The 16,190-nt window shown below is 40.1% G+C and carries 14 protein-coding genes; 6 read left to right on the top strand and 8 right to left on the bottom strand.

Annotated features, from left to right (window positions below; genetic code table 11):
* Positions 1–6 precede the first annotated feature (6 nt).
* Both N475_RS15435 and N475_RS15440 read right to left on the bottom strand, forming a co-directional pair.
* Positions 7–3,072: a PAS domain-containing protein gene (locus tag N475_RS15435; RefSeq protein WP_063365546.1), complete on the bottom strand. Its 3,066-nt coding sequence runs from the start codon at positions 3,070–3,072 to the stop codon at positions 7–9.
* A 336-nt stretch (positions 3,073–3,408) separates the two neighbouring features.
* Complete coding sequence (locus tag N475_RS15440; protein ID WP_081232446.1) at positions 3,409–3,798, bottom strand: DUF3224 domain-containing protein; 390 nt, start codon at positions 3,796–3,798, stop codon at positions 3,409–3,411.
* 101 nt (positions 3,799–3,899) lie between these two features.
* On the opposite strand from N475_RS15440, the gene N475_RS15445 reads away from it, so the two are divergent.
* A complete protein-coding gene (locus N475_RS15445; RefSeq protein ID WP_063358001.1) occupies positions 3,900–4,697 on the top strand; it encodes a helix-turn-helix transcriptional regulator in 798 nt (265 codons plus the stop codon).
* 424 nt (positions 4,698–5,121) lie between these two features.
* Entirely contained in the window at positions 5,122–7,914 is a 2,793-nt protein-coding gene (locus tag N475_RS15450) for a methyl-accepting chemotaxis protein (RefSeq protein WP_081232447.1), read from the top strand.
* Between the two features lie 42 nt (positions 7,915–7,956).
* Here the strand turns inward: N475_RS15450 and N475_RS15455 are convergent, their stop codons facing one another.
* The 3 genes from N475_RS15455 to N475_RS15465 form a co-directional block, all read right to left on the bottom strand.
* Complete coding sequence (locus N475_RS15455; protein ID WP_063365548.1) at positions 7,957–8,355, bottom strand: hypothetical protein; 399 nt, start codon at positions 8,353–8,355, stop codon at positions 7,957–7,959.
* 15 nt (positions 8,356–8,370) lie between these two features.
* Positions 8,371–8,970, bottom strand: coding sequence for a hypothetical protein (locus N475_RS15460; RefSeq protein ID WP_063357999.1), 600 nt, complete (start codon positions 8,968–8,970; stop codon positions 8,371–8,373).
* A gap of 74 nt (positions 8,971–9,044) precedes the next feature.
* Positions 9,045–9,932 (bottom strand): LysR substrate-binding domain-containing protein, encoded by an 888-nt coding sequence (locus tag N475_RS15465; protein WP_063357998.1) that lies wholly within the window; start codon positions 9,930–9,932, stop codon positions 9,045–9,047.
* 427 nt (positions 9,933–10,359) lie between these two features.
* Between N475_RS15465 and N475_RS15470 the strand changes: the two genes are divergently transcribed.
* Positions 10,360–10,965 carry an HAD family hydrolase gene (locus N475_RS15470; protein WP_063365549.1) on the top strand — a complete coding sequence of 202 codons (606 nt, stop codon included), beginning with the start codon at positions 10,360–10,362 and terminating at the stop codon, positions 10,963–10,965.
* 120 nt (positions 10,966–11,085) lie between these two features.
* On the top strand, positions 11,086–11,811 hold the full coding sequence (locus N475_RS15475; protein ID WP_063357996.1) for a YebC/PmpR family DNA-binding transcriptional regulator: 726 nt from the start codon (positions 11,086–11,088) through the stop codon (positions 11,809–11,811).
* A 62-nt stretch (positions 11,812–11,873) separates the two neighbouring features.
* Here the strand turns inward: N475_RS15475 and N475_RS15480 are convergent, their stop codons facing one another.
* Positions 11,874–12,581, bottom strand: a complete 708-nt coding sequence (locus tag N475_RS15480; protein ID WP_063357995.1) for a TorF family putative porin — start codon at positions 12,579–12,581, stop codon at positions 11,874–11,876.
* Between the two features lie 485 nt (positions 12,582–13,066).
* Between N475_RS15480 and N475_RS15485 the strand changes: the two genes are divergently transcribed.
* Both N475_RS15485 and N475_RS15490 read left to right on the top strand, forming a co-directional pair.
* Positions 13,067–14,644, top strand: coding sequence for an alkaline phosphatase D family protein (locus N475_RS15485; protein ID WP_063357994.1), 1,578 nt, complete (start codon positions 13,067–13,069; stop codon positions 14,642–14,644).
* A 228-nt stretch (positions 14,645–14,872) separates the two neighbouring features.
* Positions 14,873–15,322, top strand: coding sequence for an Hsp20 family protein (locus tag N475_RS15490; RefSeq protein WP_063365550.1), 450 nt, complete (start codon positions 14,873–14,875; stop codon positions 15,320–15,322).
* Between the two features lie 89 nt (positions 15,323–15,411).
* Here the strand turns inward: N475_RS15490 and N475_RS15495 are convergent, their stop codons facing one another.
* Positions 15,412–15,804 carry a hypothetical protein gene (locus N475_RS15495; RefSeq protein WP_063365551.1) on the bottom strand — a complete coding sequence of 131 codons (393 nt, stop codon included), beginning with the start codon at positions 15,802–15,804 and terminating at the stop codon, positions 15,412–15,414.
* Between the two features lie 152 nt (positions 15,805–15,956).
* Positions 15,957–16,127, bottom strand: a complete 171-nt coding sequence (locus tag N475_RS25540; protein ID WP_155732588.1) for a hypothetical protein — start codon at positions 16,125–16,127, stop codon at positions 15,957–15,959.
* Positions 16,128–16,190: the final 63 nt, after the last annotated feature.

A 16,190-nucleotide genomic window follows, 5' to 3' on the forward strand; every position in this document is an offset into this window, starting at 1 on the left:
CACGGCTTAATTAGACTTATCGTCTGTATAGCCTCCCAAGACGCCATATAATGTGTTCACATCGATTGGCTTGCCAATATGAGAATCAAAACCCAATGATAGATACTTATTGACATCTTCCACCATAACGTTTGCAGTCAGTGCAATTACAGGCAGCTTATGGTTTATCACTTTTATCTTTTGTTGCGCTTCAACCCCATCCATTTCTGGCATGTGGATATCCATAAGTACCAAATCGAACTGCTCGTCCAAAATAGCTTGTACTGCAAGTTTGCCATTAGCCACCAGCGTTAAGTCAGCTTTAGTCGGTTGTAACATGGCACGGATCAAAGTTTGGTTAATTGCATTATCTTCTGCTATTAAAATCTTTTTCCCTAACAAACTTGGGGCTGTTAGTGACTTTCTAACAGCAGGTATTGAGTCATCAGAAGCTTCAATCAATGGCAGTATTACTTCAACTCGGGTCCCCTTGCCGACCTCACTATAAATGTTTATCTCCCCTCCCATCATTTTAATTAAATTAATGGTGATCGACATCCCAAGGCCTGTTCCCCCATATTTACGAGTTGTCGATGAATCAGCTTGGCTAAAACGCTCGAAAATACGGCTTTGAGCTTCTTGCGTCATACCAATGCCCGAATCAATAACATTAATTTTTATTGCTTGTTTTCCACATTTTATTACCTGGCTTAGCTCAATGCGTACCTCTCCAGCATCAGTAAATTTCACAGCATTGGATGAAAGATTAAGTACGATTTGCTTTACTCGAACTACATCGCCAATCCAGCTATCTACAAAACCTGGCTCAATGGTGGTTATAAAGTTGATATTTTTGCTGCTGACAAGTGCATCTAGGTCATACCGCACAGAATCGAGTACTTTACTAAGGGAAAAAGCACTCTGCTCCAAAGTTAATTTGTTATCTTCAATTTTAGAGTAGTCCAAAATATCATTGATAATCGTTAACAAGCTTTTCGCTGAGTAAGCTGCGTTTGAGAGTATCACTTTGGAACTATCATCCATTGATGTACTTTCCAAAAGCTGCAAGCCGCCCAATATTGCATTCATCGGGGTACGTATTTCATGACTCATGTTAGACAAAAAATCAGACTTAGATTTGGTGGCAAGTTCGGCTTTCTCTTTGGCCTCTTTGAGTGAGTTTCTAATTTTTACATTTTGATCAATATCAGACACCGATCCTGCCATCTCCTTTAGCTCACCATCTCTGGTGTAATAGGGAGTACCTCGGCTTCTAAACCAAGCATACTCTCCTTCTTTATTACGCAGTCGATGCTGAATTTCAAATGTCTTACGCTTTTGAATTGATGATTCAACTACTTGCATGGTTCGCTCAACATCATCAGGATGCAGCAAGGTCTTAAACACAGCAAAAGTTGGCTCAAATTCTAGTGGCTCGTAACCCAGCATGGCGAAAAGATTGTCAGACCACTCCACATGATCCTGAACAGGATCAACCCAATGCCAAAAACCATCTTGAGAGCCTTCAGCGACAAGCTTAAGCTTGTTCACAGCTAGCTTGAGTTCTTCTTCTTTGATGCGCAATGCTGAAATATCTTGAAAGATAGATACCACAGCCCCTTTATAGCACTGAAAATAAACGCTCGAAAATACACTGTCTATCCGTTCATCGGAGTAGGTAAGTGACTCATAATCAAAGTTACCGCCATTTTTTGCGATATAGAGCATACGTTCAGGTATTTCGGTATCTATTAATGCAGGAAATGCCGCTTCTAGATGACTGCCAATGAGAGGGCTGTGATCAAAGCCAAGGATGGTTTCTGCGGCGCGATTAAAACCTTTAAAGACCAGTTGATCATTGTCATTGAGTTCCCATAGGTGGTATCCCATTGGCATATTGTCAACGACACTCTGGCTATAACGAATTTGATTTTCTAGGTCGCTTTGTGTGCGTTTTAGATCCGTTATATCAGTACCGCAACCAATCATCATTCCATTTGATAACCTAAAATTAGCCCATAACTGCCTTCGCTCGTCATTATTTTTAATACGTACAGGGTACTCTCTAAATATGCCCTGAGTTGCAGTAATATCTTTAAATACTTGCTCTCGGATAGACTCATCCGGATAGAAGTATTCCATTAAGTTAGGGGTATTCCTCGCCTCTTCAAAGCTGTAGCCTAATTGCCGTTCACACGAACGATTCCACAGTAAACATTGACCACTTTCATTGAAGGAGTTCACCATTATTGGTAACAGATCCACAAGCTCTTCAAATAATTGCTTTTGCTCTCTTACCAATTTACTGATATCAGACAATGCCTGTTCAACTTGAACCCTTTCAGTGATATCTGTACACATGCTCAAAATACCGTAAACAACTCCATGTCTATCGCGCAAAGGGACTTTACTGGTCAAAACATGCCCTTGACCTCCATCACTCAAATGATAAGGCTCTTGTATGTCTAGTTTTGCCATTCCACTTTCAAGCACCTGTCGATCATCATCTCGATACTTCTGAACATGTTCGCCATTACGCTGGAAATCAAAGTCTGTTTTACCAACAACGTCTGATGATGCATTTAAGCCAACCACCTTAGCAAATTCATTGTTGCAGCCAAGATAGTTCAGCTCTAAATCTTTCCAGAACACTTGATTGGGTATATGGGATAACACGCTTTCCAGTACTTCTACTTGATGTGTCAACTGCTCAATCTTGCTTTCATAACAAACCCCGCGCACAGCAATCACTGCCGAGTTTTCATTTTTTTCAGGTAAGGCAAGACATGAGATCCTTGTCATAGGCTGGCCGCACGGATTATGCATACGATAACTAACATTAATTGCACTGCCTTCACGAATAGCCAGACTAAAGCTTTCCTGAACGACTGAGAGGTCATCAACATGACAAGTAGAAACGATGAAGCTTGGCACGAAAGAACCGGCTCCACTCTTTGAACACCGCTTCACTTTTCCAAAAAGCTGTTCAAAGGCTGAATCTATTTCTAATTCATCACTTTCTAGCTGCCACCGCCACTGCCCAGCACCGAGAGACTGTGTGAGCAGTGAAAGCATATTTTGCGCATATTCCATTTGAACAACCGTATGTTTATAAAGGGATAAAAAATCCTGAATATAAAGTGTGGTTGAGCAAAATAAAATAGTAAAGCCAAGAGTGGCGCGTTTTATATTTTAGTCTGGGAAACATGTACATCAACAAAGCGCGAAACACACTCTAAACCGTTACGCGTCAGCAAGTCACTAAACAATAGACAGACACTTATATTGGAATGTTAGGATTAAGCATGAGTACTGAATTTCAATTCTATATCAACAGGGAGCAACACCAATCACCCTACAATTTGTTGTATCAAAACTTCGGGCAATTTCATATTCAATCGCTAACGCTTATAAATCGCCCAAAGTAAGTTAGTTATTCTTCTCAATACAATACAAAGCAGTGCCATTTTCGGCTGAGGTAAAGTGACCTCTGGCCCCTTCAATTGCATGAGAAGGTTCACTGGCAACCACTTCAAACTCACTGCTAGCAACACCTTGGCTAAACTTACCTTGATGAGACAATACCAGTATGGCCTCTTGGCCGTTCAGTTGTGCTTTTAGTACTTCTGAGCCGCTAAAGTATGCATTGCCCTTGTCGTCATAAACCATGCAGTACTGTAGTTCACTGCTACCAATTACATCCCCTTTATAGAGTTGTTTTACCTGAGCAGTAGCCAACCTCCCTCCTTCTAAAGAATGCTCAGATTCTCGCGTTTGTTCTTGCCAATCTGTTATCTGAAACTCACCTTGCCACTTCATAATCTCTCCGAGATGTTTTTAATTTTTAATTACACTAACATGTACCTACCTGAAGGTATTGTAAAAACGCGTCATACTAGTTTTGCCATTGGAACTCAATTATGCAACTGAATAATCAAGCAATTAGTGGGGTACTGCATCAAACCAAGAGTGCCACTCATTACACTCTAAGGCGTTACTTTCCATCCAGTGCACTCGCATGCGTGATTGAGCAATTTTGGTTTGTAGACTGGGACTTACCACGAGGCGTCCATCATGTACAAAAGAACTTACCAGATCCCAATTTTCATTTGGTATTTTCTCCTACAAATTGCGAGCTGATTGGTCCGGTTAGTAAAGTCTATGACTATAAAATGACTGGAAAAAGTGGATTGATTGGCGTGAAATTTACATTGGGGGCGCTCGAAGGCGCACTGCCAAAGCCAATTGAAGACTTTATTGATACATCTATACCAACGCCCAACTTATCGCTCCTTGACTTACAAAGCTTGCATCAAGTATTGGTTAAAGTTCAAGATGACAAAGTACGTGTGGATACGCTCGAACAAACACTCAGTCCGCTTTGTAACCAATCAAACCAACAGGAAGTAAAGCTAGTAAACCAACTTGTTGCTGATATAAAAAACCAAACAAATATATACAGTGTTGCCGATCTGGCAAAACACAGTGATCTTTCAATACGCACGCTACAGAGAAAATTTAAAAAGTATGTTGGACTCTCACCAAAGTTTTTAATTCGAAAATACCGTTTGCATCAAGCTTTAGCCTTATTAGATGACGAAACACTGGGCATACAGGACTTAGTTTTAAAATTAGATTACGTAGATCAAGCACACTTAATCAATGACTTTAAGAACATACTCGGCACTACACCTGGTCGCTATACTGACGGCATTTGACCCTGGTATTCAGCTTATATTTATTTGTGTATTCGCAAACATCTTTGAATTTACAAAATGCAACAAGGCGTGACAGTCCTTTGCATGGGTTAGGATGATTGCAACAGGGAAATCATTTTATACTTTTCCTCGTTGAGTAAGCGCAAATACGGTTTACCTGTTTAGTAACCCAAGCAGTTAGCCATGCAATTGTTTAACATGTTGATTTCCCCCTGTCTTTATGAGACTTTTTTGCGCGCAGCTTCTGCGCGCTTTTTTTTACCTTAATTTTGAGTTGTTTTTGAACCACAATTTAAGGCAAACATTATCCTTGTCAGGAAACTGCCAATAATTCATACCGTTCTGTACACTAATCTCGAGTGGCACAACAGCTATTTTCAACTATATTTTTGCTTACAACTCAATTGTAATGATTCGGTGGCTTATGATCTTTTCATCAAGGACAGAGCGTCTAAAAAGACAAGCAATTCAAACAAAATATGACCTTATATTTAATCAACAATACATGTTGGTAGTCAACGATGATGGCATGATCACAGAAGTGAGTGATGCGCTTCTCGATAAGCTTGGTTACCAGCGCCAAGCTCTCATAAACAGGCCTTACAGTGCCATACTAAAAGCAACGCTGAATTTAGACTTCCACACCACGAATAAAAACTCACCAAGCGAAATACAAGTACTTGATAAGACCAAAACGCCCTTATGGTTTCAAATGACCACCCTAACAACAGCAGGCTTAGCACCCAACAGTGCAATGTCTGTGCTCGTACTGCACGACATAACAGAGTACAAAGCTAAAAGTGCTGACTTTTTAGGAAAAATGGAAGCCATTGATAAATCTCAAGCAGTCATTGAATTTAATATGGATGGCACCATCATCCACGCAAATGAAAACTTTCTCAATGTAATGGGGTATGAGCTGTCAGAAATCGTTGGTAAGCATCACAGTATGTTTGCAGACCCTGAATATGCACAAAGTGATGAATATCAGCAATTCTGGCAAAGATTAAATCAGGGATCATTTAGTACAGGCGAATACAAGCGGCTTGGCAAAGCAGGTAAAGAGGTATGGATAAACGCCTCTTACAATCCAATTTTTGACGCACAAGGTAAGCCATATAAAGTCGTTAAATATGCCTCGGATATTACATCCAGTATGCTGCAATCAGCAGACTTTAAAGGGCAGCTTCAGGCTATTAGTAAATCGCAGGCTGTCATAGAGTTCAATATGGATGGCACCATCATTGATGCCAATGACAATTTTTTGCAAACCATGGGCTACACACTTGAAGAAATCAAAGGGCGTCATCACAGCATGTTTGCTGAACCTGAATACGCCGACAGCCAAGAGTATCGAGAGTTTTGGGCCAACCTCAATGCCGGACAATTTAGTTCTGGAGAATATTTACGCCGAGGTAAAAATGGTAAAGAAGTTTGGATACAAGCCTCGTATAACCCGATATTGGACTTAAATGGCAAGCCATTTAAAGTAGTCAAATATGCCTCTGATATTACGTCACAAAAGGTACAAGCTGCAAATTACGAAGGCCAACTTCAAGCCATCAGTAAATCACAAGCCATCATTGAGTTTAATATGGATGGCACTATCATTACCGCTAACGAAAATTTCTTACAGACTACAGGTTATACACTGGAAGAAATTCAAGGTCAGCACCACAGTATGTTTGCCGAACCCAGCTACGCTCAGAGTCAGGCTTACGCTGATTTTTGGCAACAGCTTAATCAAGGGAAGTTTGATTCAGGTGAATACCCGCGAGTAGGTAAGAATGGTAAAAAGATTTGGATACAAGCAACTTACAACCCAATCTTCGACTCAAAGGGCAAGCCGTTTAAAGTCGTCAAGTTTGCTTCGGACATCACACAGCAAAAGCTTCAAAGTGCTGACTTTGCAGGCCAACTGGCTGCTATCCATAAATCTCAAGCCGTTATCGAGTTCAATATGGATGGTACCATCATAGATGCCAATGAAAACTTCCTTGCAACAACAGGGTACACATTAGATGAAATACAAGGCAAACACCACAAAATGTTTGCGTTACCTGACTATGCTAACAGCCCAGAATACCAACACTTTTGGCAGAGATTAAATCAAGGTAAATTTGACAGCGGAGAGTATCAACGAATAGGAAAGGGCGGGAAAGAGATTTGGATACAAGCATCCTACAATCCTATTTTTAATGCCGATGGCATTCCTTTTAAAGTGGTAAAATATGCAACAGATACCACAGTCAGAAAACATGCAATATCAAGTATCAAGACGGCCATTATGGCTCTTGCAGATGGTCAGTTAAACCATTTAATTGACGATGATCTCGGCTGCGAATTTAATACTCTAAGAGATGCCATGAATGGTCTAATGGACAACTTAAACAGCATGGTCTTGGAAATTACTGAAGCTTCGAACCAAGTATTTCAGGGTGCCCAAAGCATTGCCAATGGTAATGAAGAATTAAACAAACGCACTGAGAACCAAGGCGCTAGTTTTGAAGAGACTGCCTCAACCATGGAGCAATTAACTACCACCGTACAGCAAAATGCGAAAAGCGCTAAGGATGTTTCTTTGCATGCAGACGAGGTCATGAAGAAAGCTCAACAAGGTGGAGAAACGGTATCAGATGCGGTTAACGCAATGGGTGATATTGAAGCTTGTAGTAACAGCATCTCTGATATTATAGGGGTTATTGATGAAATTGCCTTTCAGACGAACCTGTTAGCACTGAATGCCTCTGTGGAAGCAGCAAGGGCGGGTGAGGCTGGCAGAGGATTCGCAGTGGTAGCCAGTGAAGTTCGTAACTTGGCACAGCGCAGTGCATCTGCCGCGAAAGAAATTAAAGGTCTGATCCAAGACAGTTCTGAAGCCGTCTCCAAGGGAAGTTTACTTGTTGCTGCATCTGGCGATACATTTAAGCAACTAGTGCAAGTCGTGCAAGAAGTGAACTTAATGATTTCGGAAATCACTGAAGCCAGTCAAGAGCAGTCTGATGGCGTCGCGGCTGTATCATCTACTATTGCGCAGTTAGATAACGAAACGCAAAGAAACATGCATCTAGTTGAGCAATCATCTCACGCAAGCCAAAAAATGATCCAGCAAGCTCAGCATTTGCTCCAACAAGTTTCTAGTTTTAAGACCAAATCAAATCAGGAGTTACTACTGGCCCCAACACCTAAAGAAACATTGCGGTTAAACGTAGGATAAATTAGCAACTTATTGGTTTTAGCGCCTATAAAATAGGCGCTATTACTTGCTGTCAACGGGGTTTACATTCTCAACTAGGTTACATTTAAAATTGACATCACTTCGAGCGAGTTTGAGCATTTTTTGATTAAATTTACGTGCATAATCAAGCGCTTTAGCTTCTAATTTGGCTTGATTGGGGCAAGATTGGCTATCGGCTCCTACCCAAATCATCTGCCAAGGTGTTTCTAATACCAAACATTTAGACATTGTGATTTGCTCAAATGCAGGTCGCGTCGGCCCAATCCCATCGGCAACAGCAATAAAACCAACTCCCTGTTGTGTATAGTACAGTTTGGCGGTATCGGCTGCTTGACTAACATCATACAATGTACTGTCGCAATCAGCTGCCATGGTGCTATTGAGCCACATCGCGGCAAACATCGCTATCAGCCACTTCATGCAACAGACGCCAAATTACACTGAGTCATCTAATTGCTCCTCTCTAATATCAAGTAGTGCTTCTAGTTCAATGAGCGTTATCTCTTGCTTCTGATATCTTCGCTCTTGCTCCAATATATATGAAACATATGATGTGCTCTGAATAAACAACCTAGGCATAACTGTTTGAGCACGCTTCATTATAATTAAACGCTCACTCAGCTCTGTTAAAGACTCCTGCGATAGGTTCTTAATGAATATGTGCTGAGACATCAAAGCATCTAAATACTCAGGATATACCAGCGGGTTTTTCTCAAAGAACTGCTTTTTTTCTTCAATGCTATTTGTATCTAACGCATGTTGTTTATAGTGTTTAAACAATTCAATACTGTAGGCTTGGCTTTCTTTCACGACAGCTTCGGCGGCGTAAAGTAACTTTACCAAATCACGGCGTTCTTTTTCATCGGCATCGTAATTGCTAATAGCAATGGCAAGTAAAACACCGATTAACGTCGCAATTAAAGTTAGGGCAAAATTACTCGCTAATTCATTACGCTGGGTAAAGCTTCTAAACTTAGGAATGAATAATATGGCGCTACATAACATCAAAACTACTGTCGTGACTAAATAAATCATCTCTTTAATTCTTATTATTGTTCGAAAAACTGGTCGACCCAGCTACTATGCGATAATGCATTCAAAATGGAAAGTTATAAACCTGAAAGTTCCCCTTTCAACCAGTTGCTAAATGCTTCAATTCGCTGCAACCTTGGAGACTCAGCGTCGTACATCAATCGATACTGTGCGTCAGGCTCTAATCCTTCTGTATATGGCTGTACTAACATCCCCTGTTCAATATGAAGAGCAGCTTGTTTAGCAGACCCTAAACAAACACCATGGCCAGCAAGAACCGCACTCATTGCCACGTCAATATTGTTCACTCGCAAAACTTGGCAATCTGATATATCAGAGTTAACTGACACTCGTTTAAACCATTGAGGCCAATATTGCTGAGCTTCATAATCTATCAGCCAACAAGCTTTTAAACTGTTAGGGTCGTTCTTATCCAGCTGCTTAGCCACAGTGGGTGAGCACAAGGGCACTATCGGATCATCAAATAACATCTCACAGTGATACTCAGGGTAAGGCGTTCGACCGTAGCGAATAGCAATATCTATCTTTCCTTGACGTAAGTCTTCTGTATCTTTGGATGTAAGTACCCGCAAAGTAATGTCTGGAAAAGCAACCGCAAACTTCCACATTCTAGGTACCAATACAAGAGAGGCGAAAGACTGAGTGGTCGTTATCGTCAATTCTCCAGCAAGAGGCTCAGTTTGAATTTTTTTAAGGCCGTCAACAATACTGTCAAACCCCTCACATATTGCATCCGTAAGCACTGCCCCTTGATGAGTCACGTGCATACTTCGGCCTTTACGATAAAAGAGCTTGCATCCAAGCTGTGCTTCTAGCTTGCGGATCTGCTGACTTACCGCGGCCTGTGTAACATGGAGTTCCTGTGCCGCTTTACTATAACTTTTCAGCCGTGCAGCAGCTTCAACCATGCGCAATCCAGAAATGTTAACAAGCTCTTTATACATAACTTTTACTTATACAACGGTTAAATTTAAATCGTTCGAATACCACAAGTTTATATCACATAATTATCACCAAGATATAGCAAAGGATATAAAGAATGAGACCAGAACTAACAGATAAAGATAGAAAAAGTAAAATAATAAAAGGCAAAAAAATTGAAATTTGGCTAAGAGTAATAGGAAAAAAATTACACTTAGTGCATTTATGCACCCACAAGTAAAATAATTTAAAATTATGGAAGTAAGTCATCGAAAACTGCATTGATTGTTATACCGAGAGTGACACTATATAGGTCAAGCTTTTTACTAAAAGGTAGGGCCAGTAACAATTCCAACAATTTTTCACTGTGATCTTTGCAACCTGATCTCACGTACTCTATGTTTAAAGCAGACATTGTAGTCTTGCTATGGAACAAGAGGTAAGAAGCGCATGATTAAAGGAATTATATTCGACTTGGATGGCACACTCGTCACGTCTAGCTTGGACTTTGCAATGATGAAAGCACAGCTAGGGTGCCAAAGAGAAGAAGACCTTTTGGAATTCGTTTCTTCACTCCCTTCTCCTTACATGCGCGAGGAGGCTATGGACCTTATACATCAACACGAGTTGCAAGATGCTAATCAGTGTACATTTATAACCGGAGCGCAAACCGCTGTTGATACACTCCACAAACAAGGCTTCAAACTGGCTATTGTGACGAGAAATTTCAGCAAGGCTGCTCAGATAAAGTTACAGCGCTGTAATATGCCAATCGACATAGTTGTAACGAGAGATGACGCACCGGCCAAACCAGATCCTTCTGCTTTACTGTCTATTGCCAAGCGGTGGGATATGCCAAGTAGAGAATGTATATATGTCGGTGATTATTTATACGATATACAAGCCGCACACAATGCAAATATGCAATCTTGCTTTTTCGCGCCACAAGCTTTGCCTAACTATGCCGATTTAGCTGATTATATTTTTACAGATTGGACGCAATTCACGGCGCTCATCGAACAAATCAACCTAAAAAAGCTGCATCAATTAGCATAAAAAAGATGAAAACCAGCTTATTCTCACAGATAGGTACTGTCATTCCCAATAGGGTATAGCCCAAAGCCTCCAGTCTTGTTAGAATCTTTGCCATTAAAATTTCAAATAACGAGAACTAAGATGGGTAGAGCATTTGAAGTCCGCAAAAACGCTATGGCAAAAACGGCGGCGGCAAAAACTAAGGTGAATTCTAAATACGGTAAAGAGATCTACGTTATAGCTAAAAATGGCGGTGCAGATCCTGAAACCAACCTATCCCTTCGCCGCTTGATTGAAAAAGCTAAAAAAGATCAAGTACCAGCACACGTTATTGAAAAAGCAATCGAAAAAGCAGCTGGTGGCGCAGGTGAAGACTACTCACCGGCACGTTATGAAGGGTATGGTCCAGGTAACTGTATGGTTATTGTTGACTGCTTGACAGATAACCCGAACCGCACAATTAAAGATGTACGTCTTCCATTTACAAAAACAGACTCAAAAATCGGTAGCCCTGGCTGTGTTGCTCACATGTTTGATCATTTTGCAATTTTAGGTTTTGCAGGTGATGATGATGAAGCAGTTTTAGAAGCACTGATGATGGCAGATGTTGATGTAACTGATGTAGAAGTTGAAGACGGCAAAGTTTCTGTGTTTGCACCAAATACAGAGTACTTCAAAGCAAAAACGGCATTAACTGAAGCATTTGAAGGTATCACATTTGAAGTGGATGAAATCACTTGGATCCCACAAACTCACGTTGAAATAGAAAACGAAGACGACGTTGCTAACTTTGAAAAGTTTATGACGATGCTAGAAGATTGTGACGACGTACAAAACGTTTACCACAACGCAATCGTGAAAAAGTAATTCCTAGCAATTGCTAAAAAAGCCAGCTCATGCTGGCTTTTTTAATGCGTAAAATTGTGCTTTTAAAAATCAAAAGTTCGCGACACTGAAAAAGCAATACGCTCGTCAGAAGTATCTGAATCGATTGATGTATCTTGAGCTGCAATTTCAATATCAAAGTTTGCTAGGCTGGTGGAGTATGCTAATTCATAGTAATGATAAGATGTGTCACTGCCATCCCAACTGAACTTATCACCATCTAGCGAGTTAGAAACGGTGTAACTAACAGTAATGTCATGATTTTCTGCAACAGTAAATGCATGTGACAGGGATGAAATCGTATGGCCAGCTTCAGTACCAGCATAATCCCAGCTATAAAAGAAACTAAAGCTAGTTTGTCCAAGAGCGTTATCATATCCAAATTTGGTATATGCTTCTGGGTAGTTTAAGTCGCTAGAATCATCCCCTCCATAATAGCTATAATATGCTATCCCAACATCCATGCTCCATGCGCTACTTAAGTCGAATGTGCGGCCAAAGTAAACATCAACTTCAACGTCTGTTCCATCACTAAAGTCTACGTTTGAAGCCCATGAACCAGCATACCAATTCGTCTCTGTGTCACTGTAATCAAGGCTAGCTTGTAACGCGAAATCATTTTCAGTTTGGCTTATACCATTAAATGTATAATCTGACGCCCCTGTAATGGTAGAAGACCAATCCGCGACAGCAATATTGGATACCAGTGCGAAAGGAAGCACATAAAAGGGAGTTCGCAGAGTTTTTATCATATTATTTTTTCTCAATGAGCATGGTGTATTATTATCACCACGATATTGCCACTGTGATCTTCAGAACACGCCCAAAAATCACAAGTTTACTTTTGTTGTTAAAGTTTAGTGTAATTGGCAGGTTAAACAAGGGATTACCCCTAGTTTTTAAGCTTTCAACAACACCATGTAAATTGTTATTTTAGCAATTAAAATGACATTATAGTTACTCGTAAAAGACGAAACGACAACAAAAAAATAACTAGTAATAAACTATCATTTATTAGCTTTTCCTTTTAATTGCATAAACTTAAACCAAACAACCCAGTATATAAGTACAATATTCCACCATTTAAAAATCAAACTTTGTCCACTTACCAATATTTTTTTATTGAGTTAAATGCACTTCACTTTAAAATCACTGCCTGCGAGTCATAAAAACCAAATCAAAATTTAACATTTAATGTATTTACTGTGCTTAAAAAATTAAAATTAGAGTAAATACTATGAACATTTCCCGTCGCAGTTTTATAAAGAGCAGCGTATTAATTTCAAGTCTTCCCTTGTCGCTCTCGTTATCCGGTTGTACCTTTTCTGAAAATCCATTTAGTCATGGTGTTGCAAGCGGAGATCCATTAGATGACCGTGTTATTTTATGGACAAGGATCACAATACCCGAAGAAGTTAGCGACCGTGTCGATCTTGAGTCATTAACGGTCAAGGTCATTTGGCAGGTGGCTACTGATATAAACTTTTCGACTATTGTCGCCAACGGTCATGTAATCACCGACAAAAACAAAGACTTTACCGTCAAAGTTGATGCTTTGGGCTTACAAGAGAACACACGCTACTTTTATCGTTTTATTATTGATGAGCTAGACAAACCCCTCATATCCCCCTTGGGAAGAACAAAAACACTGCCACTTTATGATGTGACCAACATAAAACTCGCAATGGCCTCATGTTCCCATTTTAGTTATGGTTACTTCAACGTTTATGCACGGATAGCCGAGATAGCAGATCTTGATGCTGTTTTACATTTAGGGGACTATTTATACGAATATGGTAATAAAGATATATATCGCAATCCATTTCTTTGGAACCGAAAAGTTGTGCCAGTACATGAGATGGTGACATTATCTGATTACCGTCAACGCCACGCATGCTATAAAACAGATGAAGACCTACAAAAATTGCACCAAACACACCCGATGATCTGTATTTGGGATGATCACGAGTTCACCAATGATACTTGGCGAGAAGGTGCTGAAAACCATAATGATGGGGAGGGCAGTTGGCGATCTCGCAGTCAAGCTGCTATTCAGGCTTATTATGAGTGGATGCCAATCAGAGAGCCTAGTGACAGCAATCGAGAGAAAGCCTATCGGCGCTTTAAATTTGGTAATTTAGCCGAGTTAAACATGCTAGATACTCGCTTTGTGGGGCGAGATCAACAAGTCGAAATTAATGACCCTATAAGACTCGATGAACAACGTTCGTTGCTGGGTCTTGAACAAGAGCAATGGTTACAAGACAACCTACTCGAAGCCAAGCGCCAAGGTGTACAGTGGCAACTACTTGGCCAACAAGTACAAATGATGCAAATACACATGCTGGGTAAGCCCATAAATGCAGATGCTTGGGATGGTTATCCAGCAGCTAGAGAGAGGTTGCTCGATTTTATTGAAGCAAACAATATCGATAATGTCGTCGTTCTAACAGGAGATGTACATTCTTCATGGGCAGCTAATATCTGCAAAGACCCCTATGATTGGCGAAAATACAATCGGTTTACACATGACGGTGCCATTGCAGTTGAGATTGTTACCTCCTCTGTCACTTCTCCATCTATACCAGTTCCAGGGTTACAACAAATAGTTGGTGATGTAGGTAAGATTCTAATGCCGGAAAACCCACATATACGTTACGTGGATTTAGCAAACCGTGGCTTTGTTACCTTAGATATCAATCAAGCGCGTTTAACGGCAAATTGGCACCATGTACCTTTTGTAGGATTTAAAAACGACCAAGTTCATATTGGCAAACAATTTACCGTATATGCTGGTCAACCAAAGCTACAATGACCTACCCGTTAAAAGTTCAACCAGCTTAAAAGCCCTGTATATGGGCTTTTTAAATTTTTTTTTGATTTTTTCTGTTTATTTTCTTGAAAATCATTTTGACCGTCCATAGATAGTGTATTGAGGACGCCGACAGGGTCCCAAACCAAATTAGAAAATGACTTTTAACCTTGTTTACTGGTTCATAGGAAGAGTAAACAAGCATTATCGCTTTAATGAGGATATATTATTATGCGCAACGTAGATCTAACTCCACTTTATCGTTCATTCATCGGTTTCGATCATCTGGCTTCACTTATGGACCGTGCAGCACACAACGGCAAACAAGCTAGTTACCCTCCATATAATATTGAGGCTTTGGAACAAGATAAATACCAAATTACGATGGCTGTAGCAGGCTTTACCAACGATGAACTTCATATTGAATCAGAGAACAATACCCTCAAAGTAAAAGGCCAGAAAGCCGACAAAGAAGACAAGACAGAACGTAAATTTATTCATCAAGGTATTGCAGAGCGCAATTTCGAACAAAGCTTTCAACTGGGCGACCACGTTCGTGTAATCGGTGCCGAGTTAGAAAATGGATTACTTGTAATCAGTCTTGAAAGAGAAATACCAGAAGCACTCAAACCAAGAAAAATAGAAATCGGTAGAGGTAAGCTGCTAGAAAACGAAAGCTAAATTAATCCCTACTTGAGTTATCATTGAATTTCCCTGGATAAGCCGCTTTTGCGGCTTTTTCTGTCTTATGTAAAGCCCCTTTACAATTTTTAATAAGTTCTTTCGATGGCACACAGTTCATCATTATTACACAGGCTTAACTCTGCACTTTCAACATTAAAAGGTGGTTGCCTAGTATTAGGTTCAATGCCTTTTTCTAAACATGCTTTTCGATAGGCTTTAGACTCGATTGAATTGTCAATTGTCCGAGTGGCATTAGCAAATATCGCCGAAACAGCAGCAAGAGCAACCGGCATAAGTAGGTTTCCTGAGGTTGCAGGTAGACGACCATCTTTAGATTTATAATAGTCTCGTGACACCTCTGTCACTTCTCGCTCTACGTCGCAGACTTCATCATAGTAAATCTGTTTCTTGGGGTGATATACGCACCCACTCAAAAATAATGACAAAACAGCACAATACAACCCGCTTCGTTTATTCAACAATAAGCCCTTTAAACTAAGTATTCTGTATAAAAAGTTAGCATATTGAGTGCCTTAAGTTGTAAAAAAGTGTGGATGTATGGGGTAAGGTTACGCGAAATTGCTTAAACTATATAAATGGCCTGCAATTCAAGTATTGCAGGCCTTGAGTTTTAAATTCTCGAGTTGCTACATAGGTCCATATTAGCTTTGTCTTTTAGTTTTAGGCAGTACATTGAGGTTTCATCAACTTTAATACCATTCACTGCAAAACTTGAAAACCAGCTAAATACCAATGCCAAGCCAATCAGCGCATATTTTTTATAAGGAGGTAGAGTTGTCATATTAATTACCTTGAATAATCTTTTTCACCAGCCCATGAGAGAGCTGAATTTAATTAGTTTCAA

The organism is Pseudoalteromonas luteoviolacea DSM 6061, assembly GCF_001625655.1.
Lineage (GTDB): Bacteria > Pseudomonadota > Gammaproteobacteria > Enterobacterales > Alteromonadaceae > Pseudoalteromonas > Pseudoalteromonas luteoviolacea.